The organism is Corynebacterium tuberculostearicum (assembly GCF_046097255.1).
GTDB lineage: Bacteria > Actinomycetota > Actinomycetes > Mycobacteriales > Mycobacteriaceae > Corynebacterium > Corynebacterium tuberculostearicum_J.
Genome location: NZ_CP175770.1, coordinates 221,962 through 243,294, shown reverse-complemented (window position 1 = coordinate 243,294; position 21,333 = coordinate 221,962). Strand labels below are relative to the sequence as shown.

The window sequence follows — 21,333 nt, the reverse complement described above, 5'->3', positions numbered from 1 at the left end:
CTGCGCTAAAGTCCCCGGGGAGTATTCCCTGGGGACTTTGTGGTGGATAGGGTAGACACGTGGAATTGATTCTTTCCTTTGCCGCCGGCGTGGTGGCCTGCGGATTGGCGCTGCCGGTGATTTCCTGGTTGCGCGGGCGCATTGCGCGCTACCGCCAAGCCACCGATGCCGAGGCCAACCAGGTCACGACGGTCAGCCAGGTGCTGCACTTGGCCGTGCAGGGCTCACCGACGGCCCTGGCGGTGTTGGACCGCAACCAAGAAATCGTCATGTCCAATCCGGCCGCCCATGAGATGTCCCTGGTCCATGATCGCGCCGTGAACCCAGAGGTGTGGCAGACCGCGCAGGAGGTCTTTGAAGACAAGGAGACCCGCACCGTCGACCTGGCCATTCCCAAGCGCCGCACGGGCCACCGCGTCACCCAGTTCAAGGCGGTCATTAAGCCGCTCACGCTAAACGACGGCCGCTTTGTCATCATCTACGGCACCGATGAGAGCGAAAACGTCCGCATGGAATCCGCCCGCCGCGACTTCGTGGCAAACGTCTCCCATGAGCTCAAGACCCCCGTCGGCGGCATTGCCCTGTTGGCCGAGGCCCTGCTCCAAGACCCCGGTGACCAGGAAACCGTCGAGTACTTTGGCAATAAGGTCTACAAGGAAGCCAACCGCATGGCCGATATGGTCAGCGAGCTTATTTCCTTGTCCAAGCTGCAAGGCGCTGAAGCGCTGCCAGAGATGGAACCGTTGGCCGTCGATGACCTCATCGAGGAAGCACTCTCGCGCAACCAACTGGCTGCGGAGGCCCGCTCCATCGAGCTCAACCGCGGCGCCTCCGTTGGCGTGCAGGTCAAAGGAGATAGGTCCCTGTTGGTTACCGCCCTGTCTAACCTCGTCTCCAACGCAATTAACTATTCGCCGGAGAAAATGCCGGTGTCCGTCTCCCAAAAAGTGGTGGATGGCGGGGTCGTGCTCATCCGCGTCACGGACCGCGGCATCGGCATCGCACCGGATGATCAAAAGCGCGTCTTCGAGCGCTTCTTCCGCGTAGACCAAGCCCGGTCGCGGCAGACCGGAGGCACTGGCCTAGGATTAGCAATTGTTAAACACGTGGTGGCCAACCATGGCGGCAACATCAAACTGTGGTCCCGGCCCGGTACGGGTTCCACATTCACCATTGAGTTGCCTATCTACAGGGAAGAAAAGCCAGCGCCGGATGCTGGCATGAAGGATAATGAGAAAAAGGATGCCGTCACTGCGGCGGCGCCTGGGCTCCCGCGTGCAGTGGCACGCGTTGCAGCACGTCGAAAGGATAAAGCACAATGACCACCATCCTCATCGTTGAAGATGAAGAGTCGCTGGCAGATCCGCTGGCATTCCTCCTCCGCAAGGAGGGCTTCGAGCCGATCATCGCGCACGATGGCCCCACCGCGTTGGAAAAGTTTGCCGCTAACGACATCGATATCGTCCTTCTAGACCTCATGCTGCCCGGCATGTCCGGCACCGAGGTATGCAAGCAGCTGCGCACCACCTCGTCCGTGCCGGTCATCATGGTGACCGCGCGCGATTCCGAGATCGACAAGGTCGTCGGCCTCGAGCTGGGCGCCGATGATTACGTGACCAAGCCTTATTCCTCCCGCGAGCTCATCGCCCGCATCCGCGCGGTGCTGCGCCGCGGCCACGATTCCGGCGCCGGTACCGATACCGAGGCGGAGGAAGAAGTAACCGAGCAGCTCCTCGAGGGCGGCCGCGTCAAGATGGACGTGGAGCGCCACACCGTTACCGTGGCGGGCGAGCCGGTTTCCATGCCCCTCAAGGAATTCGACCTCCTGGAGTACCTGCTGCGCAACGCCGGCCGCGTACTTACCCGCGGCCAGCTCATTGACCGCATCTGGGGCGCCGATTATGTTGGCGACACCAAGACGCTCGATGTCCACGTCAAGCGCCTGCGATCCAAGATTGAGGAACAGCCCTCCCGTCCGAAACACTTGGTTACGGTGCGCGGTCTGGGCTATAAGTTCGAGCTCTAGCTCTCCGCCCGTTGGTTTTCTGCCTGTAGGCTCCCGGCCTTTACGCTGGCCGGATGCTGCGTGAGCTGGACGCCGTGCTCGGCCGCCGCGGCGCGGGCCTTGCAGTGCGCGGCCAGAATCTCATAAGACTCTCGGCCCATGAGCGCTACCAGCTCGTCCTCGTGCGACTGCCACATCGGCAGCGGGTTGGCATGGCAGGCAGCATCGGCCGAACAATACCAATCAAAGTCCTCGCCGCCATTGCCCCAACCGCGGCGGTCATACTCGCCGATCTGCGTGCGCAAAATCTCCTGCCCATCCGGGCGCTCTTCATAGTCTTCGTACCGGCGCAGCGGCAGCTGCCAGCACACCTCGGGTTTTACCACCGTGAGCTCCTCGCCGGTATCGACAGCCCACTGGTGTAGCGCGCAGCCCGTACCCGTTGCCCAGCCGGCGCGGTTGGCAAAAATGCACGCGCCATCCACAATTGGCGTCTTTAGGGCCGGTTCCGGTTCGCCGTCCTCGCCGTCGAGTTCGTCCCACTCCAGCCATGGCTCCAACTCGTCCGTAGCGTCCTGCGCGAGGAACTCATCTACCCCCGCTGGGCGCAGCTGCCAATACTTGGCGGGCATGCGCGAGACGGCGTCATAAAGCTGGTCGCGGTCTTCCTCATCGGCCATATAAGCGCCATGCACGCAGCAGCCCACGTCGGGCTGACTCTTATCGATGCCCCGGCATGCCGACGTCCCAAATTGGCAGCTGTAGTGCGATTCCACCCATGTTAGGTCGATGGAAAAGACGTGGTGTGGGTCGTTCGGGTTGGTAAATTCGAACCACTCCCGCGGGAAATCAGGGGCCTCTTCGCGGCCCGCTCTTATCGACGCCGCCGCGGGCGAGCTCGCGGGAAAACCTAGGTATACCATGTCAGATTTTGGGCGATTCACACCTAACCACGGTAGACCTACTACGCTATTAGTGTGCGATTAGGTGTATTAGACGTCGGAAGCAATACCGTCCACCTCGTTGCGGTCGATGCCGCGACGGGCGGGCGGCCCACTCCGATGAGCGATTGGAAGACCCCGCTCCGGCTGGTAGAACAGCTGGACAAGAAGGGCAACATCCATGAAAAGGGTGTAAAGAAGCTGGTCAGCGCCGTGGCGGAGGCGAGCGAGCTAGGCGATAAGCTGGGCTGCGCGGAATTTATCGCCTTTGCTACCTCGGCGGTGCGCTCTGCACCCAATTCCGAGGCCGTGCTCGATGAGGTGGAAAAGCAGACCGGCGTACGCCTGCAGATTCTCTCTGGCGTGGAAGAAGCCCAGCTGACCTTCCTCGCTGCCCGTCGCTGGTATGGCTGGTCCGCCGGCCGTATTACCAACCTGGACATCGGCGGCGGCTCGCTAGAGCTGTCCACCGGTACTGACGAGCACCCCGACCTTGCCTTCTCCCTCGACCTGGGCGCTGGCCGGTTGACCCATAATTGGTTCGACACCGACCCGCCAGAGAAGAAAAAGGTAAGCGCGCTGCGCGATTTCATTGATGCGGAGCTTGAGGACGCCGCCCAGCAGATGAAGGCTATGGGCCCCGCTGGCCTTGCCGTGGGTACCTCCAAAACCTTCCGTACGCTGGCGCGTCTGACCGGTGCCGCACCTTCGTCTGCCGGCCCATACGTCAAGCGCACGTTGACTGCACCGGGTCTGCGCCAGTTAATTTCCTTCATCTCTCGCATGACTGCGGCAGACAGAGCGGACCTAGAAGGTGTAAGTTCTAACCGATCGCACCAAATCGTTGCCGGCGCTCTAGTGGCCGAGGCATCCATGCGAGCCTTGGACATCGAGAAGCTGGAAATCTGCCCGTGGGCGCTGCGTGAGGGCGTCATTTTGCGCCGGACCGACAAGGGATTGGAATAGGAAGAGATCATGGCTGACAAGAACAAGTTGACCGTGGCAGAGCTGCTGGCTCGCGATAAAAAGGCCCGCGGCGAGAAGGGCGGCAAGGACGACAAGCGTTCGCGCCGCCACCGCCGCAGCTTGGATGAAGGCGGCATCTCCGTTGCCGAGCTAACCGGCAACCTCAAGAAGGTCAAGGCTTCGCCTGCAGAGGCCAAGCACACCTCCGTCTCCATCGACGAGGACGCTCCCGTCATCCGCGCCCCCAAGGCTGCCGACGCGACCGATGCCGACGCCGCAAAGAAGTCCACCGACAAGCCAAATTCTCAGTCCGCAGCCACGACCGCCGCTCAGCCTGCCGCGCCGAAGGCTGCACCCAAGGCTGCACCAAAGACCGCCGCAGAGGCAGCACCAAAGGCTGCTCCTAAATCCGCGGACAAGCCCGCAGCCAAGTCTGCTGCCGCTGCGGCACAGGAGGCGCCGAAGAAGAATCAGCCTTCTGCGGATGACACCGCGGTAATCCAGCGCGTGGGTAAGGCGAAGGAGGAGGATGCCAAGACTGCTGCCGCCAAGCCTGCCGGGGCTGAGGCAGCTGCCGCGAAGCCCGTTGCCGAAAAGCCGAAGGCCGACAAGGGCGCGAAGGTGGCCGGAGCGGGAGCTGCGACAGCTGGTGCTGGAGCGGCCGCTGCAGCGGCGGTGCCGGCGTCTAAGAAGGCGGGCGTCGCTAAGAATGCCGAGGAAACCGGCAACCTGCCCAAGGTCGAGGACGACGAAGAGTGGATCGAGGAAGAGCACGAGAAGCTCAACCCAGTTTCCATCCTGCTGATGATTGTCGCGGGTATCCTGCTGGCGATTGTCATCTTCAAGGGCTTTGAGATTCTGTGGGATAGCTTCCCACGCCTGGTCGTCGCCATCCTGGCGCTGTGCGTCACCGCAATTATGGTGGGCGTGACGCACGCCCTGCGCACCGCGCGCGACGGGTTCTCTATGTTCCTGGCCGGCTTTACCGGCCTCGTCCTTACCTTCGGCCCGCTGCTGTTGGTTATGCTCTAAGCCCCTCGCTTGTCGACGCCCCGGTTACCCCACGTGGTAGCCGGGGTTCCGCATTTTTGGCATGGTGGAGACTATGACAAAGATTGCAATTTTAGGCGGCGGACAAATCGGTGAGGCTTTGACCTCGGGACTCGTAGCTTCGGGCTTTGCGGGCTCGGATATCACGGTCACCAACCGCACCGAATCCCGCAGCAAGGAACTTCAGGACGCTTATGGCGTCGCCACCACCAGCGATAATGCGGCGGCGGTAGACGGCGCGGATTATATCTTCGCGTGTGTGAAGCCCTACGCCATCCTGGATCTGCTCGAAGGCCTTGAACCAGCCAAGGATGCCGTGGTGGTGTCCATGGCCGCGGGCCTGACGCTCGAGCAGCTGCAGGGAGCGGCGGGCGAAGGCGTGCCGGTGGTGCGCGTTATGCCCAATACCCCCATGTTGGTGCGTCGCGGCATGTGCACCTGCGCGGCCGGTGAGCACGTGAGCGACGCCCAGATGGACGGCGTGCGCGAGCTGTTGGAGGCCGTAGGCGAGGTGGCGGTCATCCCGGAGAAGAATATCGACGCCGCCACCGCACTGGCGGGATCCTCCCCGGCCTATTTCTTCCTCGTGGCAGAAGCGCTTGTCGATGCCGGCGTGCAGCTCGGCCTACCCCGCGACGTCGCCGAGAAGCTTGCCGCCCAGGCCGCAGCCGGCTCCGGTGAAATGCTGGCTAGCTCCGGCCGCTCGGCCACCCAGCTGCGCGCTGGCGTAACTTCGCCGGGCGGTACTACCGCGGCCGCTGTCCGCGAGCTGGAGGAGTCCGGCCTGCGTGGAGCGTTCTACCGCGCGGCAGAGGCCTGCTCCGACAAGGCTAAGGAGCTTGGCTAAAGCTTCCGTGCGCGACCTTCCCGTGGTGGGGGTGTACCCGCCCGGGAGCGCTGGGGCGGGTGTTAAGCAGCGCTTTCGGGGTAAACCCTAATGAATGCTGTGAAGAAATTTGGCACTTGGGTCGCATTAGTCACATGTTTCACGATAGGCTAGGACAAGCACGTGCGTGAAGTCCTGTGGGAGGGGAAGCCTACAGCGCGTAACGAGCTGAAGGGTTAGATATATATGGCAAATGAAGAAAAGGGAACCTTTCTGACGATCGCGGAGGTCGCCGAGATTATGCGCGTCTCCAAGATGACCGTCTACCGTTTGGTTCACGCAGGCGAAATGCCGGCTGTTCGCGTCGGACGCTCCTTCCGCGTTCACGAGTCTGCCGTCAACGAGTACCTGGAGGCTTCCGTCTACGGAGCCTAGGCTCGCGCCGCACAGACAGTGCCCACCTCTGTTGGCCCTCGTGGTCAGCGGTGGTGGGCGCTGTTGTTTCTCACTGTTGTTGTCGCGGGCCCTTTTTGGTCACGGGCTGGGTGCTGGGTAAGATGGTGTGCATTCGTGTCGGCTCGCTGATGTGGCCCGCGGTCCGTGTGGCCACGGCGGCAAGAGTGCACCTTCGCCGTTTTAGCGCTGACAAGTTTGACAGTACGTACTACACGAAAGTGAGGACTCCATGGGTTCCGTCATTAAGAAGCGCCGCAAGCGCATGTCCAAGAAGAAGCACCGCAAGATGCTGCGCCGCACCCGCGTGCAGCGCCGTAAGCTGGGCAAGTAAACCCCAGCCCGCTTCTTGCCCTCCGCCATTGTGCGGAGGGCTTTTGCATGCTTGCCGACGTCCCCCAGCGCCCGCTACCGCCCTTGCTACCGCCGGTAGTAGCGCCAGCCGCCATAGGAGAAGGCGGCGGTGGCCAGCGCCGGCAGGCCATAGGTACGGATGGCGCGGCGCACGGAGCGGTAGTCGCGCACCAGCCAGCCGCGGTCGCCGGCGATATCGCGGAGCTTGCGGTCCGGGTTGATGGCCACGGCGGTGCCAACCATGGACAACATGGGTACGTCATTGGCGGAATCCGAATACGCGGTGCAGCGCGAGAGGTCGAGGCCTTCGATGGTCGCGAGCGCGGCCACGGCGTGCTTTTTGCCGGGCCCGTGGAGGATATCGCCGACCAGCCGGCCGGTGAACTTGCCGTCCTTGACCTCCGCGACGGTGCCGAGCGCGCCGGTAAAACCGAAGCGCCGCGCGAGCACCTGCGCTAGCTGGACCGGCGTGGCGGTGACCAGCCACACCTGCTGGCCGGCGGCTAGGTGCATTTCTGCCAGCTGCGTGGTGCCAGGGTAGGCGCGGCGGGCCAGCGAGGCGTCTACAATTTCCTCGCACAAATCCACCAGCTCGTCGACGCTGCGGCCTTTGACAAACTCCAGCGCCTGCGCGCGGCCGACGGCCACGTCCTTGGCATTTTCGCTGCCGGAGACGCGGAACTTGAGCTGCTTCCACGCAATCGGCAGGATTTCAGAAAGCCGGAAGTAGCGCTTGCGCGCCAAGCCAAAGGCGAATTCCACGAGGGAAGAGCCTTGGATGAGGGTGTTGTCGACGTCGAAAAACGCTGCCGCGCCCACATCCACCGGCACGTCCGGGTCCTGGGCGGTGATGCGCTGCGCGCCAGCCGCGTCATAGGAGCCGGTCACCGAGTCCACGCCGGAAGCAAAATCCTCCAACTCCAGCCCGAATTCCTCCAGCGCCGCGGCGGCCGCGGCTTCACCGGCGGTGCGCTGCGATTCCTCGTCCAACGGGGCGAGCGCCTGGATCTCCAAGAAATTGCGCAGGTTACCGCGCGAGGCGGTCCAATTGGCCAAGAAGTCGCGGGGGGATTCGGGGAACCCTGGGGGAGTGGTAGCGGACACGAGTGGGACAAACAGCTTTCGCAAATGCGGGGTGGACTAACGTGTCCATAGTAATGGTTTCGACCGCCGCCGTCCTTGTGAGGAGAAAATGTCCCAGCATCTCGTCGAGCTCATGGTGCGCACCACCTGCGGTTCTTGCGCGCGCGTGAGGGAGCAAATCACCCCCGTCGTCAAGCGGGCAGGCGCGGAGCTTGCTGTGCGTAACGTGGATGAGGACGCGGAGCTGGCCATGGAGTTCGGTGACCGCGTGCCCGTTGTGGTCATCGACGGCGAAGAGTTTGCTTGCTGGGAAGTAGACAACGAGGAGTTAGCGGCCGAGCTGGCTGGTTGATTCGGGATCCGCGACACCGACGGGTAGTCTTTTGGAGGATTAAAATCAATCAAAGGGTTGAGGAGTGTTGTGCATGAGCGTGCTCGTCGTGGGCATGTCCCACCAGTCGGCGCCGGTGGCGCTGCTGGAAAAGCTGAGCATGGATAGTGCGGTCCAGGATTCCGCCTGCGGGCAACTCGTGGCGGCCGAGCCACTTTCAGAGGCCATGATTATCTCCACCTGCAACCGCATGGAGGTCTACACCGTCACCAACTCCTTCCACGCCGGCGTCCAGGAAGTCGTGCGCGTGCTCACCCAGGTTTCGGGCGTGGGCGAGCAAGAGCTGCGCAACTACCTCTACGTGCGCTATGCCGACGCCGCGGCCGAGCACCTCATGTCCGTGACCTCCGGCCTGGATTCGATGGTGGTGGGCGAGCAGCAGATCATCGGCCAGGTGCGCAGCGCCTACCAGTCCGCCTCCGAGCAGGGCACGGTCGGCCCGCGCATCCACGCGCTGGCGCAGGCCGCGCTGCGGGCGGGCAAGCGCGTGCACTCCGAGACCGATATCGACGAGGCCGGCGCCTCCATGGTGTCTTTCGCCTTCGACCAGGCCTTGCAGCGCCTCGACGCCGGGGACCTGACCGGCAAGACTGCGCTGGTCCTTGGTGCGGGCGCCATGGCGTCCCTCGCCGCCACCCACGCCGGCCGGCTGGGGGTTAAGGAGCTGGTGCTGGCCAACCGCACCCGCGAGCGCGCCGAGCGCCTGGCCAGCCACGCCGAGGAGGCGGGCGTTGCCACCCGCGTCGTGGACTTTGCTGAGCGCGCCGCCGCGCTTTCCGACGTCGACCTTGCCATCTCCGCCACCGGCGCCGATAACTTCACCATCGAGGCCGCCGACCTCCCCGCCGGCCGCGATCTCATGCTCATTGATCTCTCCCTGCCGCGCGATATCGACGATGCCGCCGCCGCGGCCGAGGGCGTGGACTTGGTCAATATCGAGCGCCTGAGCAAGTCGCTTTCGGCCGCCTCCACCGATCTCGCGGCCGGCACCAGCCCGCACGCGCAGGCCCGCCACATCGTCGACGAAGAACTCGCGGCCTATACCTCGGCCCAGCGCGTGCGCGACGTCGCCCCAGCCGTAAGCGCCCTGCACCGCCGCGCGGCCGATCTCGTCGAGTGCGAGACCGCGCGCCTGCAACACAAGCACCCCGAGCTCGCGGGCAAGCAACTTGAAGACGTCCAGCGCGCCCTCAAACGCGTGGCCGATAAGCTGCTGCATGAGCCGACGGTGCGGGCGAAGAAGCTGGCGGCGTCGGAAAGCAGTGTCAGCAGCGAGAATGCCCTGCAGGAACTCTTTGGCCTGCAGCTGGAAGGCTCCGGTGTGTCCGTGGCCGTCAATGAATTGCCCACCATGACTAAGGAGGCCTAAATGTTTCAGATTGGTACCCGCGGCTCCAAGCTCGCCACCACCCAGGCCGGCCATGTGCGCGATTGGCTTATCGACGCCGGCTTTGACTCCCAACTCCACATCGTCACGACCGCCGGCGACGTCAACATGGCGCCCGTCGAGCGCATCGGCATCGGCGTATTTACCCAGGCGCTGCGCGAAGCGCTGTATGCCGGCGAATGCGATATTGCCGTGCACTCGTTTAAGGACCTGCCCACCGCGCCCGATGATCGCTTCCGCCTCGTCGTGCCGCAGCGCCAGGATTCCCGCGAGGCGCTCGTCGCCCGCGATGGCCTGAGCCTGGCGCAGCTGCCGCAGGGCGCGCGCGTGGGCACCTCCGCCCCGCGCCGCATCTCCCAGCTCGCCGCCCTCCGCCCGGACCTGGAGATTCGCCCGCTGCGCGGCAATATCGATACCCGCATGTCCAAGGTCACCGACGGCGAGCTCGACGCCGTCCTGCTGGCCTACGCCGGCCTGCTGCGCGGCGGCTATGCAGACCGCGCCACCGAAATCTTCGAACCCTCCGTCTTCATGCCGGCGCCGGCCCAAGGCGCACTCGCCATCGAGGCCGTGGCCGGCACCGAGGCCGCCGCGGCCCTAGACGCCATTGTCGACGACCGCGCCTCGGCCGCAGCTGCTGGTGAGCGCGCCGTGCTGGCCCGCCTCGAGGCCGGCTGTACCGCGCCGGTGGCCGCCACCTCGCGCTGGGACGGCGACCAGCTCACCGTGCGCGGCGGCGTCTTCGCGCTCGACGGATCCCGCCAGCTCACCGCCACCGCCTCCGGCTCCGCGGCCGAAGCCGCCGATCTTGGCGCGCGCATCTCGGACGAGCTTTTCGCCGGTGGCGCGGCCGAGCTGCTGGGCAAGTAATTTCGCCTTTAGGCGCTAATAATTTAAGGTGTAGATACCACAGATCATTGTCCCGCAATGATCCGGCCCCCTTTAAGGGAATCCCAGGACGCAAGGCCTGGGATTTTGGCCGTTAAGACCGTGTCACCCACCGCCGGCGCGGGGAACCACACCGCATGCGATCATGTCCGTGCGCGGTGCCGCGCGCCCGATTTTAGAAAAGAACTTTATGAGCAATGCCGCGCCAGACACCCAATTGGGCAAGATCGTCTTTGTGGGCGCTGGTCCAGGTAATCCCGACCTGCTGACCGTCCGCGCCCGCGAGGTTCTGGCAAATAGTGCCATCGCCGTGACCGATCCGCAGGTCATGCAGGGCGTGCGCGATGCCGTCGCCGCCGCGCTGCCCGTTCCACAAGAGCTTCTCGACGCCGCCGAGGCCGAATACGCCCAAATGTGCGCCGATGCCAAAGCCAAGGGCGCGCGCCGCAAACCGCCGCGCCCCGCACCGCCGACGGCCGCGGTGTTGTACGAGCCGGCCGAAGATATCGTCGGCCAGCTGCGCGAGTGCTTGGTCGAGGCCGATGGCGAGGATGTCATCCGCCTCGTCACCGGCAACCCGCTGCACCGCGAGTCCATCAAGGCCGAGATTAACGCCGTGGCGTCTGCCGGCCTGGAATTCCAGGTGGTGCCGGGCATGTCCCTGCCATCTACCGTGCCGTCCTTTGCCGGCATTGCGCTCGGCTCGACCTATACCGAAGCCGACGTTACCGACGGCGCCGATTGGGACGCGCTCGCCAACGCCACCCAGCCCATCGTCCTGCAAGCCACCAAGGAAGACCTGCCGGTCATCTCCGACGAGCTCCAGCAGCGCGGCATGCCGGCCGAGACCGAAGCATTTGTCACCGTCCACGGCACCACCCGCCTGCAGCGCACCTACGAGACCACGCTGGGCACCATGGGCAAGCTCGACGCGGACCTCACCGGGCCGCTCGTGGTCACCCTAGGCCGCAGCATCGACGACCGCACCAAGTACTCGTGGTGGGAAAATCGCCCGCTCTACGGCTGGCGCGTGCTCGTCCCGCGCACCAAGGAACAGGCCGGCCCGATGTCCGCGCGCCTGGCCGGATACGGCGCCATCCCGCAAAACGTGCCCACCATCTCCATCGAGCCGCCGCGCAACCCGGCGCAGATGGACCGCGCCATCAAGGGCATCGTCGAGGGCCGCTATAAGTGGATCGTCTTTACCTCCGTCAACGCCGTGACCGCGGTGTGGGATAAAATCGCCCAGCTCGGCCTCGACGCCCGCGATTTCGCCGGCGTCCACCTCGCGGCCGTGGGTACCAAGACCGCGGCCGCCATCCGCGCCAAGGGCATGGTCCCGGAGCTCCTGCCGCACAAGAAGAAGCAGAACGCCGAGGGCCTGCTCGATGTCTTCCCCAACTTCGTAGAAGACATCGACGCTGTCGGCCGCGTCCTGCTCCCACGCGCCGATATTGCGGCCGACACCCTAGTTGACGGGCTCAAGGCCTTGGACTGGGAGGTCGACGACGTCGTGGCCTACCGCACCGTCCGCGCCGCCCCGCCTTCGGCCGAAATCCGCGACATGATCAAGACCGGCGGCTTCGACGCCGTCGCCTTCACCTCCGGGTCCACCGTGCGCAATCTGGTGGGCATTGCGGGCAAACCGCACCAGCGGACGATCATTGCGTGTATCGGGCCGTCGGCAAGAGCGGCCGCGGAAGAGATGGGCCTGCGCGTCGATGTCGTGCCCGAAGTCGCCGACGTGCCCGCGCTTGTCGACGCCCTCGCAGACCACGTCGCCGCCCTCCGCGCCGCCGGAAACCTGCCCGCGCCGCGCAAGAAACGCCGTTCGCGCAAGAAGGCTACTAAGGTCGACAAGGCATAAGTTTTAGTCTCGCTCTAAGGAGTACCCAATGAGCACCTTCCCAGCCCGCCGCCCACGCCGCCTGCGCACCACCCCGCAGATGCGCAACCTCGTGGCCGAAACCGAGGTCCGCCCCTCGGACCTGATTCTGCCCATGTTCATCGTGGACGGACTCGACGCCCCGCGCGAGATTCCCTCCATGCCGGGCGTCTACCAGCACACCTTCGATTCCCTGCGCCGCGCGGCCGAGGAGGCGTTGGAGGCCGGCGTGCCGTGCATCGACCTTTTCGGTGTGCCGCTCGATGAGGACAAGGACGATACCGGCTCCGTCGCCTGGGACCCGCAGGGCATTTTGAACCGCGGTATTTCCTGCCTGCACGAGGAATTCGGCGATGACCTCATCGTTATGGCCGATACTTGCCTCGATGAGTTCACCTCCCACGGCCACTGCGGCGTGCTGGATGACAAGGGCCGCGTGCTTAACGACGAATCCGTCAAGCTCTACCAAGACATGGCCCGCTCCCAAGCCCGCGCCGGCGCCCAGATCGTCTCCCCGTCCGGCATGATGGACGGCCAGGTTGCCGCCATCCGCGCCGACCTCGACGAGGCTGGCCACGAGGACGTGGCCATCATGGCTTATTCCGCCAAGTACGCCTCCGCCTTCTTCGGCCCGTTCCGCGATGCCGTCGGCTCCTCCCTCGAGGGCGACCGCCGCACCTATCAGCAGGACCCGCGCAACTTCCGCGAATCCCTGCTCGAGGCCGAGCTCGACATCGAAGAGGGCGCGGACTTCGTTATGGTCAAGCCCGGCCTGCCCTACCTGGACGTGCTCTCGGCCGTGGCGGAGACTTCTCCCGTGCCGGTCGCGGTCTACCAGGTCTCCGGTGAGTACGCGATGGTCAAGGCCGCGGCCGCCAATGGGTGGATCGATGGCGAGGCCATCATGCTCGAGTCGCTGACCGCATTCAAGCGCGCCGGCGCCGGCCAGATTCTGACCTACTTCGCTACCGAAGCCGCCCGCCTGCTCAAGTAAAGGACCCCTGTGACTGCTACGCCCCCGTCGCCCGCCCCTGCCCCTCGCGCGCAACGCCCGCCGCGGCAGCAGCAGCGGCCGGAGTCCGTGACGTACATGCTGTGGCTGTGGCTGGGTGCGCTATGCGGCGAGGCCGTGCACCAGGTGCTCAACGTGGTGCTCACGCTGCTCAACCACGACGTACTCATGTCGCAGGCCAAGGAGATGGCGAAGTCCGCACCGGCCGGCGTGGATGAAGCCCAGCTTTCCGACGCCTTCCTCCGCACCGCCGCCTACGGCTCCGTCGCCCTTTCGGCGGCCATTTCGCTTGCGATTATTGTGCTGCTGGCCTTTCTGTTGCGGTCCCTTGCTAACCGCAGCAAGCGGGCCGGCACCTCGCGCCGCGTGTGGTTCGCCTTCTCGCTCTACTTCGGCTTCCGCATCCTGCTGACCTTCATGGTCACCCCGGCCGGCGCGGACGTGCCCGATTGGCTCTTTGCCGCCGATGGCATGGTGCAGATCCTTGTCGGCGTCGCGGCGGTCCTCGGCCTGATTTTCTCCGTGCGGGCCGAGACCTTGGACTACACCGGCGAACTCGAGCAGATGCGCGAGCTGGAAAAGGAACTCGAGCAAGCGCAGCGCGAGAAGAAGCGCGCCGAGGAAGAGCGCAAGCGCTCCAAAGCCGAGCAGCGCGGCAAGCATGACGGCAGCAAGCGCGATCGCACCAACCGCACCGACCGCGTCGGCCGGTCTGATCAGGAGGATAAGCGATGAATAACACCGAGCGGCCCGGACCCCGCGACTATAACCGCGCGGCCCGAAACACCTCCGCCAAGGAGAGCCTCGACGCGTGGCCGCGGCCGCTGCGCTGGGCATATTGGGTGCTCGTCGTCAGCGCCGTGATCATGCTGGTCAGCGGCATGGTGGGCATCTTCGGCTCGGGCGGGCCACAAGCAGAGCCGCAGAATGCGCAGGTCGCCGAGTACCTCCACTCCAATCGCCTGTTTGTCGCGGTGACCAATGCCGTCGGCGCCATCCTGCTTGCGCTCTTCGCAGCGCAGCTGGCCGGCGGGTCCAAGTGGGCGCGCCGCATCATTACCGTGGTCATCGCGTTCGCGCTGTTTACCAATATCGCCGCCCTCGCGCTCGGCATCGGCGGGCTCGGGCTGCTGATTATCCCCATCACCTTGATCGTCGCCCTCGCGCTGCTTTTCCAGCCGCAGTCCAACCGCTTCATCAAGGACCGCAGCTTGCGTGGCTAATTAGCCCTCACTCCAACTTTTGATTCATAATTGGGGCATGTCTCGACTCAATCGTGCCCCGCTTATCGACGCCGCCCTCGGCCGCACCCCCTCCCGCCCCCCAGTCTGGTTCATGCGCCAGGCCGGCCGCTCGTTGCCGGAGTACCGCGCCGCCCGCGAGGGGATTAGCATGCTTGATTCCTGCTTCATGCCGGAACTGCTGGCAGAAATCACCCTGCAGCCGGTGCGCCGCCACGACGTCGATGCCGCCATCTTGTTCTCCGATATCGTCGTCCCGCTCAAGGCCGCGGGCGTCAAGGTCGATATTGTGCCGGGCCGTGGGCCGGTGATGGAGCAGGCGGTGCGGAGTAGGGAGGACGTCGGCAAGCTGCCGCTGCTAGAAGCCGACGTCCCCGAGGTCACCGAGGGCATCGCCCGCATCCTGGCCGAGCTCACCGAAACCCAAGCGCTCATCGGCTTCGTTGGCGCGCCGTTCACGCTGGCCAGCTACCTCATTGAGGGCGGGCCATCCAAGAACCACGAGCGCACCAAGGCCCTCATGCACGCAGATCCGGAGACCTGGCACATGCTCATGCGCCGCCTGGTGCCGACCATCACCCGCTTCCTGCAGGTGCAGGTCGACGCCGGCATTGACGCCATGCAGCTTTTCGATTCCTGGGCCGGCTACCTCAACGAGCGCGACTACCGCGAATTCGTGCTGCCGTACTCCCGGGAAATCCTGGCCAGCGTGAAAATCCCGCGCATCCACTTCGGCGTCGGCACCGGCGAGCTCTTGCCGGCCATGTCGGAGGCGGGGTCGGAAGTTATGGGCGTCGATTATCGCGTGCCCATGGACGCCGCGGCCGAGCGCGTAAGCGCCCGCGTGTTGCAGGGCAACCTCGACCCGGCCATGCTTTTTGCCGGCGACGACGCCGTGCGCCAGGCCGTGCGCACCATCCGCGGCGAGGTCGATCGGGCCCGCGAGCGCGGCGATATCGACGGCCATATCTGGAACCTCGGCCACGGGGTCTTGCCAACTACCGACGCGGAGGCCATCACCCGCGCCGTATCCATCATTCACGAGGAGGGCTAAATGCGTATTGCGATTATTGGTGCCGGTCTGGCGGGCTTGACGGCCGCCTACGAGCTGCGCGACCATGACGTTGAGGTTTTCGAGGCCGCCGGCCGTATCGGCGGCAAGCTGTACTCCGTGCCGTTTAATGACGGACCCACCGACATGGGCGCCGAGGCCTTCCTGGCCCGCCGCCACGACGCCGTGGAATTCATCGAATCCCTCGGCCTGGGCGATAGCTTGGTCGAGCCCTCCGGTCTGCACTCCCTGGTGTACTCCGGCGATCTTAAGCCGCTGCCGCGCGGCGGGATGATGGGCATTCCTTCGCACTCGGAGCCGGTCGCACACCTGGTCTCGGCTGAGACCGCCCGCCGTATCGATAACGAGGAGCCTTTCGAGTGGACGGCCGACAGCGACGTCTCCGTCGGCCGCTTGGTGCGCCAGCAGTTTGGCGACGACCTCGTCGACCACGTTATCTCCGCCCTCCTCGGCGGCGTGTACTCCTGCTCGGCCGATGACCTGGGTGTGCGCGCGACCATCCCGGCACTGGCCGAGACGCTCGACGCGCTCTCCGAGCGCGGCCCGGTCACCCTCTCAGCCGCGGTCCGCTCGCTGGAAGAAGCCCGCGCGGCCAAGCCGAGCAGCGGCGGACCCGTCTTTCAGACCTTCCGCGGCGGCTACGCAGAACTCTACGAGACGCTGGCCGATAAATCCCGCGCCAAGATTTACCTTGATACCTTCATCTCCGGCATCACTCGCGAGGGCGAGAAATTCCGCTTGGCCGGCGCACCCGGCGACACCGCCGCCTTCGACCGTGTGCTGGTCGCCACCCCGGCCCCGACTGCAGCGCGCCTGTTGCCCAAGGTATCCCCGGGGGCGGCGGAGCGGTTGAAGAGCGTGAAGCTGGCGGCGTCGGCAGTCGTGGGCCTGAAGTTCGAGTCTGACACGGACCCGGCCGGCAACGCATTGCCGCAGAACTCTGGCATCCTCGTGGCTACGGACCAAGACGACGTGCACGCCAAGGCCTTCACGCTGTCCTCTCGCAAGTGGCCGCACCTGGCCGAGCGCGGCGGTGCCTTGGTGCGCGCCTCCTTCGGCCGCTTTGGCGACGACGCCATCGTCCGCGCCGAGGAAGATGACCTCGTCGACTATGCCCTCGACGATCTTCAGCGCCTCACCGGCTTCGACGGCCGCGCCGCGGGCGTTGCCGAGATTTTCACCCAGCGCTGGTTCGGCGGCCTCCCGCGCTTTGATGCCGGCCACCTGGAAACCGTGGCCGGCGCGCGCGGCGCCCTCGCGGCGACGCCGGGCATCGATGCCACCGGCGCTTGGGCCGGCGGGGTTGGCGTACCCAATGTCATCGCGGATGCCCGCGCTGCCGCGGCCCGCATCGCTCGCTAGCTGCGGGGCTCGCTAGCTGCGGGCATGCCAATGCGGCAGCAGGGCATCCTGCTGCCTGGCGGTTTAGGGGCTAGTGGGCCGGTGGCGGTGCTGGCGCGGTATCTGCCCAGGGCGGCTGCCACACCACGCGGCCTCGGCGCCGAACGAGGCGCCCGCGCACCGGTGGGGCATTAGGGTCATCGTCGTTGACGCCGTTGTGGTACGGGCAACAGGTCGCGAGGTTTGCCATATTGGTATCGCCGCCGTGCCGCCACGCCTGCAAGTGGTGTACCTGGCATTTATCCGCCGGATAGTTGCATTCCGCCCACGGGCATACCGGATTTTCCGCGGCGGCCATGAGCCGCTGCTTCTCGTTGGCCATGCGCTCCGTGCGGTAGAGGTTGACCGCGCCCTCGAAGGGGTGAACGAGGGTGATAAGGCCGCGGTCTGCTAGCGTGCGCGAGACGAGTTCCGCGCCGGTGAGGCGGGCGCCGTTGGTGAGCTGGATGGTGATTTCCTCGCCGTCGCCATCGATGATGCGGTCGAGCTCGTCGAGCGTGATGATCGCGTTGGTCGTAATGGTTGGGCGGGCAGCCGGTGAGGCGCCGGAAGGGGAGAAGAGAATCCGCAACGGATTCGAGGGGAGCATCCTCATCCAGGCTGGATTCCAAATCCGCGATGAGCGAAGAGGGCCCGGTAATCGCGAGGGTCCACGGTGCGTCCTTGCGGCGGCGGATGCGCACGCCGGGGCGCGGCGGGGCTGGGGGATTGAGCTCGCGCAGCTTTTTGCGCGCCAGCTTTTCCATCTCATCGGTATCGGCGGCGGTGCGGCACAACTCCACGCGCAGGCGCCAGGCATCGCGCTTGGTCTTAGCGCGGGATGCGTAGCGCTCGATTACCTCCAGCGTGGGCAGCGGGTGGGCGCGGTCGCGGGCGGCGGTAACCGCCTGGCGCTGCAGGCGGGCAAAGGAGGTGGGGGAAAAGAGGGCGTCGGCAAGCGTGAGCAAAGTGCGGGCCGTCTTATTGGGCGCACCGGCAGCGCGCAGCTGGTCTTCAGACATGCCAGCGCACCCGGCAACGATGTCGATGCCGGGCGCCAGGGCCGCGAGATAAGTCTGAAGAGCTGTCATGCCCCGCAGCCTAAGCCACGGCGCGCAACCTGTGCGAGGGCGAGCGCGCGAACCTGTGGATAACTAGGGCTCACAGGGCGAATTTCGGCCCGCACGCCCGGCGGGCCTGTGGATAACTAGCCCTTATTGCGGAAGACGAAGATGGAGGAGAAGTCCTGATCGCCGTGGCCCATGGCCTGCATTTCCTCGAAGCGGCCGATGGCGGCGGTCAGGGCGGGCAGCGGCTTGGTGGAGGTCATCTCCATGAGCTTGGCGTCCTTGGCTAGGGCGTCGACGGTGAAATCGCCCGGGTCGGTATTGCGCTCGCCGGTGATAAACGGCGCCTTCATATTGGCGATGAAAGACAGGCCGGTGATATCGAGCATCTGCAGCACCACCTCGGAGTCCAGGCCCTCGGACTCGCCGAGCTGCAGGGCTTCGAGCAGGCCCTCGGCGGTGACGGCGAGCGCGAGGTTTGCCAGCAGCTTTCCGATGGCCGCCGTGGCCGCCGCCTCCACTCCGATGAGCTTGTCTTCGCCCGCCCAAGACTCGGCGAGGGACATGGCTTGCTCGCGGCGGGCGTCGTCAGGCGTGCCCACATAGACGCCGAGCTTGCCCTCGCGGGCCGGGCCGAGCGTGCCGACGACCGGGGCGTGGACGTAGGTGTCCACGGCGGCGGCGAATTCGCGGGCATCGTTGGGCGAGACGGTGGTGGTGTCGATCCACGTCACGCCGGCGGGGATGAGCTGCGGCTCGACGACGACCTCGCGGACATCGTCCGGCCCGAAGAGCGAGGTAATAATGACCTCGGCGTTCGCTACGGCCTCGGTGGGCGAGGCGGCAAGCTCGGCGCCTTCCTCCACCAGCGGCTGGGCGCGCTCGGCGGTGCGGTTCCAGACGGTCAACTCGATGCCGTCTTGCTCGTTGAGCAGGCGGCGGGCTAGTTCGGTTCCCATGCGGCCAGTTCCAAGAAATGCAATCTTCATGGTTTCCTAGTGTGCCATCATTGGGTGCAGGTTCGCCGCGGCTTGCGCGAGCCCCGGACGAGGGAGCCGTACCCGGCAACGCGACAAGACGGCCAGGAAGCAGTTATGGCGTGGTTCATCTTGATTTTCTCCGGCGCATTCGAGGCCGTGTGGGCGGCGGCGCTGGATAGGTCCGCAGGTTTTACGCGCCTGTGGCCCTCGCTCATTTTCCTCGTGGCCTGCGCAATTTCCATGGGCGGGCTGGCGTGGGCGATGCGCAGCATCCCGGTGGGCACGGCCTATGCGGTGTGGGCGGGCGTTGGCGCATCGGTGGCGGTTATTTATTCCTTCGCGGCCGGACACGAGGCCGCCACGGTGTGGAAGGTGTTTTTCCTCGCCATGATCATCGGCGGCATCGTGGGGCTGAAAGCGGTGAGTTAGAGGCCCGGAATCCGCGGCGCGGGTGGCAGCGGCGGCGCAGGTGGCGGTGCGGGCGCAGGCATAGCGGGCACTGCCGGCATATCAGGCACCGCGTCCTCGATGCGCCCGCGGACTTCGTGCGGCGGAATATTGAGGTTCGGCAGGCCGCTTTTGTCCCGCGCAGGTGGGCGTGGGGCCGGCGCCGCTGGTTGCGGGCGGGGTGCCGGTGCGGGCGCTGGCGCGGGCCGCTGCTGGGGCGCGGGAGCCGGGCCAGGACGCGAACCAGGTCTGGACGCGGGAGCAGGCGCCGCGTCCGACGGTGAAGGCTGCTCGGCCGGCGACGAAGGAGCGGCCGGCTTGTCCTCCCGAGGAAGGTCGCGCGGGGCGAGCGGGCGGGGAGGGGGCTGCCAGGAGGGGGCGTCGGCAAGCGGGGTGGCGCCCACTGAGGTAGGCAGCGGCCGCTCGGGCGCGGGCTGGGCGCAGCCGGCGAGGCAGAAAGCGGCCAGGATGGCGAAAATGAGAGTGCGCTGCATTGAAAATCCCCCCGAATTGAAAAGTGCAACGCCCCGAAGTTTAGCGGCTGACTGTGAATCGCGCACTCCAACTTTTGTATAGCGCGCGAATCGCTAGAATGTCAGACATGCCTAATACTTCCCAGTCGCAACAGTGGTTTGAGCGTTCCTCCAAGGTGATTCCGGGCGGGGTGAACTCGCCGGTGCGCGCGTTTGGCTCCGTGGGCGGCCAGGCCCGCGTGATTGAGCGCGGTGCGGGCTCGCGCCTGTGGGACGTCGATGGCAACGAGTACGTTGACCTGGTCAGCTCCTATGGCCCGATGATTCACGGCAATGCGCACCCAGAGATTGTGGAGGCCGTGCAGCAGGCCGCTGCGGTCGGCTTGAGCTTTGGCTCGCCCACCGAGGGTGAGGCTTTGCTCGCGGAAGCCATCGTCGCACGCACCGCGGCCGATAAGGTGCGCATGGTCAACTCCGGCACCGAGGCCACCATGTCTGCGGTGCGCCTGGCCCGCGGCTACACCGGCCGCGCCAAGGTGCTGAAGTTCGAGGGTTGCTACCACGGCCACGTGGATGCGCTGTTGGCCTCGGCCGGCTCCGGCGTGGCGACCTTTGCGCTGCCGGATTCCCCGGGTGTTACGGGCGCGACGGCGGCCGATACCATCGTCGTTCCTTATAACGATATCGAGGCCGTGCGCGAGGCATTTGCGCAGCACCCGGGCGAGATTGCCTGCATTATCGCGGAAGCCTCGGCCGGCAACATGGGCACCGTGGCACCAGAGGAAGGCTTCAACGCCGCGCTTGCCGACGTCGCCCATAGCGACGGCGCCCTCCTCATCCTCGACGAGGTCATGACCGGCTTCCGCACTTCCTATAAGGGCTGGTACGGCGTCGATGGCGTGGCGGCGGACTTGGTTACCTTCGGCAAGGTCGTCTCCGGTGGCCTGCCGGCCGCTGCCTTTGGCGGCCGCGCCGAAGTCATGGACTACCTCGCCCCGGACGGTCCGGTCTACCAGGCCGGCACGCTGTCCGGTAATCCGGTGGCCATGGCCTCCGGCCTGAAGTCTTTGGAGCTGGCCGATGAATCGCTCTACGAGCGCCTGCAGGCCAACGCGGACCGCCTGACCGGCATGATTTCCTCCGCGCTATCGGCCGAAGGCGTAGCGCACCACATCCAGCGGGCGTCGTCGATGTTCTCCATCCGCTTTGCCGAGGGCGAGGGCCGCAACTTTGCCGATATGCAGGCGGCCGAGACCTTCCGCTTCACCCCGTTCTTCCACGCCCTGCTGGATAACGGCATCTACGTCGCGCCAAGCCCATTCGAGACCTGGTTTGTCTCGGATGCACTTACCGACGCCGACTTTGAACTCATCGAAGCCGCCCTCAAGCCCGCCGCCCAGGCTGCGGCCGCCGCGCGTCCCGCACATTAAGT

At 65.6% G+C, this 21,333-nt stretch carries 21 protein-coding genes, 1 pseudogene and 1 riboswitch; of the genes and pseudogenes, 18 read left to right on the top strand and 4 right to left on the bottom strand.

The annotated features are described in order from the left end of the window. Positions 1-59: 59 nt before the first annotated feature. Positions 60-1,322 carry an ATP-binding protein gene (locus tag ACKFRY_RS01255; RefSeq protein WP_250409486.1) on the top strand — a complete coding sequence of 421 codons (1,263 nt, stop codon included), beginning with the start codon at positions 60-62 and terminating at the stop codon, positions 1,320-1,322. Beyond that, a complete protein-coding gene (locus tag ACKFRY_RS01250; protein WP_408919288.1) occupies positions 1,319-2,026 on the top strand; it encodes a response regulator transcription factor in 708 nt (235 codons plus the stop codon). Before ACKFRY_RS01255 ends, ACKFRY_RS01250 begins: the two co-directional genes overlap by 4 nt. Here the strand turns inward: ACKFRY_RS01250 and ACKFRY_RS01245 are convergent. Further along, a complete protein-coding gene (locus tag ACKFRY_RS01245) occupies positions 2,023-2,949 on the bottom strand; it encodes a hypothetical protein (RefSeq protein WP_408923013.1) in 927 nt (308 codons plus the stop codon). The two genes, ACKFRY_RS01250 and ACKFRY_RS01245, sit on opposite strands and share 4 nt — an antisense overlap. A gap of 33 nt (positions 2,950-2,982) precedes the next feature. Between ACKFRY_RS01245 and ACKFRY_RS01240 the strand changes: the two genes are divergently transcribed. From ACKFRY_RS01240 to ACKFRY_RS01220, 5 genes are all read left to right on the top strand, one after another. Further along, positions 2,983-3,912, top strand: a complete 930-nt coding sequence (locus tag ACKFRY_RS01240; protein WP_005327216.1) for a Ppx/GppA phosphatase family protein — start codon at positions 2,983-2,985, stop codon at positions 3,910-3,912. A gap of 9 nt (positions 3,913-3,921) precedes the next feature. Next, positions 3,922-4,944, top strand: a complete 1,023-nt coding sequence (locus ACKFRY_RS01235) for a tripartite tricarboxylate transporter TctB family protein (protein ID WP_005327217.1) — start codon at positions 3,922-3,924, stop codon at positions 4,942-4,944. A 73-nt stretch (positions 4,945-5,017) separates the two neighbouring features. Continuing rightward, complete coding sequence (gene proC / locus ACKFRY_RS01230) at positions 5,018-5,809, top strand: pyrroline-5-carboxylate reductase (protein WP_005327218.1); 792 nt, start codon at positions 5,018-5,020, stop codon at positions 5,807-5,809. A 225-nt stretch (positions 5,810-6,034) separates the two neighbouring features. Further along, positions 6,035-6,223: a helix-turn-helix domain-containing protein gene (locus tag ACKFRY_RS01225; RefSeq protein ID WP_005276651.1), complete on the top strand. Its 189-nt coding sequence runs from the start codon at positions 6,035-6,037 to the stop codon at positions 6,221-6,223. Positions 6,224-6,473: 250 nt separating this feature from the next. Beyond that, positions 6,474-6,575, top strand: coding sequence for a 30S ribosomal protein bS22 (locus ACKFRY_RS01220; RefSeq protein ID WP_003855542.1), 102 nt, complete (start codon positions 6,474-6,476; stop codon positions 6,573-6,575). Positions 6,576-6,661: 86 nt separating this feature from the next. On the opposite strand, the gene ACKFRY_RS01215 is transcribed toward ACKFRY_RS01220, so the two are convergent. After that, complete coding sequence (locus ACKFRY_RS01215; RefSeq protein ID WP_408923012.1) at positions 6,662-7,699, bottom strand: HAD family hydrolase; 1,038 nt, start codon at positions 7,697-7,699, stop codon at positions 6,662-6,664. A gap of 88 nt (positions 7,700-7,787) precedes the next feature. Here ACKFRY_RS01215 and ACKFRY_RS01210 point away from each other — a divergent pair, with 88 nt between their 5' ends. The 9 genes from ACKFRY_RS01210 (at position 7,788) to ACKFRY_RS01170 (ending at position 16,916) form a co-directional block, all read left to right on the top strand. After that, positions 7,788-8,030 carry a glutaredoxin family protein gene (locus ACKFRY_RS01210; protein ID WP_198492452.1) on the top strand — a complete coding sequence of 81 codons (243 nt, stop codon included), beginning with the start codon at positions 7,788-7,790 and terminating at the stop codon, positions 8,028-8,030. A 73-nt stretch (positions 8,031-8,103) separates the two neighbouring features. Next, a complete protein-coding gene (locus ACKFRY_RS01205; RefSeq protein ID WP_408923011.1) occupies positions 8,104-9,438 on the top strand; it encodes a glutamyl-tRNA reductase in 1,335 nt (444 codons plus the stop codon). Continuing rightward, positions 9,439-10,326: a hydroxymethylbilane synthase gene (hemC, locus tag ACKFRY_RS01200; RefSeq protein WP_086588918.1), complete on the top strand. Its 888-nt coding sequence runs from the start codon at positions 9,439-9,441 to the stop codon at positions 10,324-10,326. It abuts the gene before it with no gap. 208 nt (positions 10,327-10,534) lie between these two features. Then, positions 10,535-12,211 (top strand): uroporphyrinogen-III synthase, encoded by a 1,677-nt coding sequence (locus tag ACKFRY_RS01195; RefSeq protein ID WP_234447402.1) that lies wholly within the window; start codon positions 10,535-10,537, stop codon positions 12,209-12,211. Between the two features lie 28 nt (positions 12,212-12,239). Further along, positions 12,240-13,223, top strand: coding sequence for a porphobilinogen synthase (gene hemB, locus ACKFRY_RS01190; RefSeq protein ID WP_005322998.1), 984 nt, complete (start codon positions 12,240-12,242; stop codon positions 13,221-13,223). A gap of 9 nt (positions 13,224-13,232) precedes the next feature. After that, positions 13,233-13,976 carry a hypothetical protein gene (locus ACKFRY_RS01185; protein ID WP_408923010.1) on the top strand — a complete coding sequence of 248 codons (744 nt, stop codon included), beginning with the start codon at positions 13,233-13,235 and terminating at the stop codon, positions 13,974-13,976. After that, the gene (locus ACKFRY_RS01180) at positions 13,973-14,464 is read left to right on the top strand and encodes a tellurium resistance protein TerC (RefSeq protein ID WP_316980984.1); all 492 of its coding nucleotides are present in this window, start codon (positions 13,973-13,975) and stop codon (positions 14,462-14,464) included. The genes ACKFRY_RS01185 and ACKFRY_RS01180 overlap by 4 nt, the downstream gene beginning before the upstream one ends. A 37-nt stretch (positions 14,465-14,501) precedes the next feature. Continuing rightward, entirely contained in the window at positions 14,502-15,536 is a 1,035-nt protein-coding gene (gene hemE, locus ACKFRY_RS01175) for a uroporphyrinogen decarboxylase (protein WP_250413604.1), read from the top strand. Then, complete coding sequence (locus ACKFRY_RS01170) at positions 15,537-16,916, top strand: protoporphyrinogen oxidase (protein WP_408923009.1); 1,380 nt, start codon at positions 15,537-15,539, stop codon at positions 16,914-16,916. 70 nt (positions 16,917-16,986) lie between these two features. On the opposite strand, the pseudogene ACKFRY_RS01165 reads toward ACKFRY_RS01170, so the two are convergent. Further along, positions 16,987-18,025 (bottom strand): annotated as a pseudogene (locus ACKFRY_RS01165) (HNH endonuclease signature motif containing protein). Positions 18,026-18,141: 116 nt separating this feature from the next. Continuing rightward, positions 18,142-18,990, bottom strand: a complete 849-nt coding sequence (locus ACKFRY_RS01160) for an NAD(P)-dependent oxidoreductase (RefSeq protein WP_408921563.1) — start codon at positions 18,988-18,990, stop codon at positions 18,142-18,144. 26 nt (positions 18,991-19,016) lie between these two features. Further along, positions 19,017-19,087, top strand: a riboswitch (guanidine-III (ykkC-III) riboswitch). Positions 19,088-19,095: 8 nt separating this feature from the next. Here ACKFRY_RS01160 and ACKFRY_RS01155 point away from each other — a divergent pair. Next, complete coding sequence (locus ACKFRY_RS01155) at positions 19,096-19,410, top strand: multidrug efflux SMR transporter (RefSeq protein ID WP_005322976.1); 315 nt, start codon at positions 19,096-19,098, stop codon at positions 19,408-19,410. Positions 19,411-20,020: 610 nt separating this feature from the next. Next, complete coding sequence (hemL, locus tag ACKFRY_RS01150; protein WP_179387340.1) at positions 20,021-21,331, top strand: glutamate-1-semialdehyde 2,1-aminomutase; 1,311 nt, start codon at positions 20,021-20,023, stop codon at positions 21,329-21,331. Positions 21,332-21,333: the final 2 nt, after the last annotated feature.

What these genes read in the sequence shown, in the direction of transcription:
- ACKFRY_RS01250 (WP_408919288.1), top strand. Translation starts at nt 1,319, where the DNA reads ATGACCACCATCCTCATCGTTGAAGATGAAGAGTCGCTGGCAGATCCG.
- ACKFRY_RS01235 (WP_005327217.1), top strand. Translation starts at nt 3,922, where the DNA reads ATGGCTGACAAGAACAAGTTGACCGTGGCAGAGCTGCTGGCTCGCGAT.
- proC (WP_005327218.1), top strand. Translation starts at nt 5,018, where the DNA reads ATGACAAAGATTGCAATTTTAGGCGGCGGACAAATCGGTGAGGCTTTG.
- ACKFRY_RS01225 (WP_005276651.1), top strand. Translation starts at nt 6,035, where the DNA reads ATGGCAAATGAAGAAAAGGGAACCTTTCTGACGATCGCGGAGGTCGCC.
- ACKFRY_RS01220 (WP_003855542.1), top strand. Translation starts at nt 6,474, where the DNA reads ATGGGTTCCGTCATTAAGAAGCGCCGCAAGCGCATGTCCAAGAAGAAG.
- ACKFRY_RS01210 (WP_198492452.1), top strand. Translation starts at nt 7,788, where the DNA reads ATGTCCCAGCATCTCGTCGAGCTCATGGTGCGCACCACCTGCGGTTCT.
- ACKFRY_RS01205 (WP_408923011.1), top strand. Translation starts at nt 8,104, where the DNA reads ATGAGCGTGCTCGTCGTGGGCATGTCCCACCAGTCGGCGCCGGTGGCG.
- hemC (WP_086588918.1), top strand. Translation starts at nt 9,439, where the DNA reads ATGTTTCAGATTGGTACCCGCGGCTCCAAGCTCGCCACCACCCAGGCC.
- ACKFRY_RS01195 (WP_234447402.1), top strand. Translation starts at nt 10,535, where the DNA reads ATGAGCAATGCCGCGCCAGACACCCAATTGGGCAAGATCGTCTTTGTG.
- hemB (WP_005322998.1), top strand. Translation starts at nt 12,240, where the DNA reads ATGAGCACCTTCCCAGCCCGCCGCCCACGCCGCCTGCGCACCACCCCG.
- ACKFRY_RS01180 (WP_316980984.1), top strand. Translation starts at nt 13,973, where the DNA reads ATGAATAACACCGAGCGGCCCGGACCCCGCGACTATAACCGCGCGGCC.
- hemE (WP_250413604.1), top strand. Translation starts at nt 14,502, where the DNA reads ATGTCTCGACTCAATCGTGCCCCGCTTATCGACGCCGCCCTCGGCCGC.
- ACKFRY_RS01170 (WP_408923009.1), top strand. Translation starts at nt 15,537, where the DNA reads ATGCGTATTGCGATTATTGGTGCCGGTCTGGCGGGCTTGACGGCCGCC.
- ACKFRY_RS01160 (WP_408921563.1), bottom strand. Translation starts at nt 18,990, where the DNA reads ATGAAGATTGCATTTCTTGGAACTGGCCGCATGGGAACCGAACTAGCC.
- ACKFRY_RS01155 (WP_005322976.1), top strand. Translation starts at nt 19,096, where the DNA reads ATGGCGTGGTTCATCTTGATTTTCTCCGGCGCATTCGAGGCCGTGTGG.
- hemL (WP_179387340.1), top strand. Translation starts at nt 20,021, where the DNA reads ATGTCAGACATGCCTAATACTTCCCAGTCGCAACAGTGGTTTGAGCGT.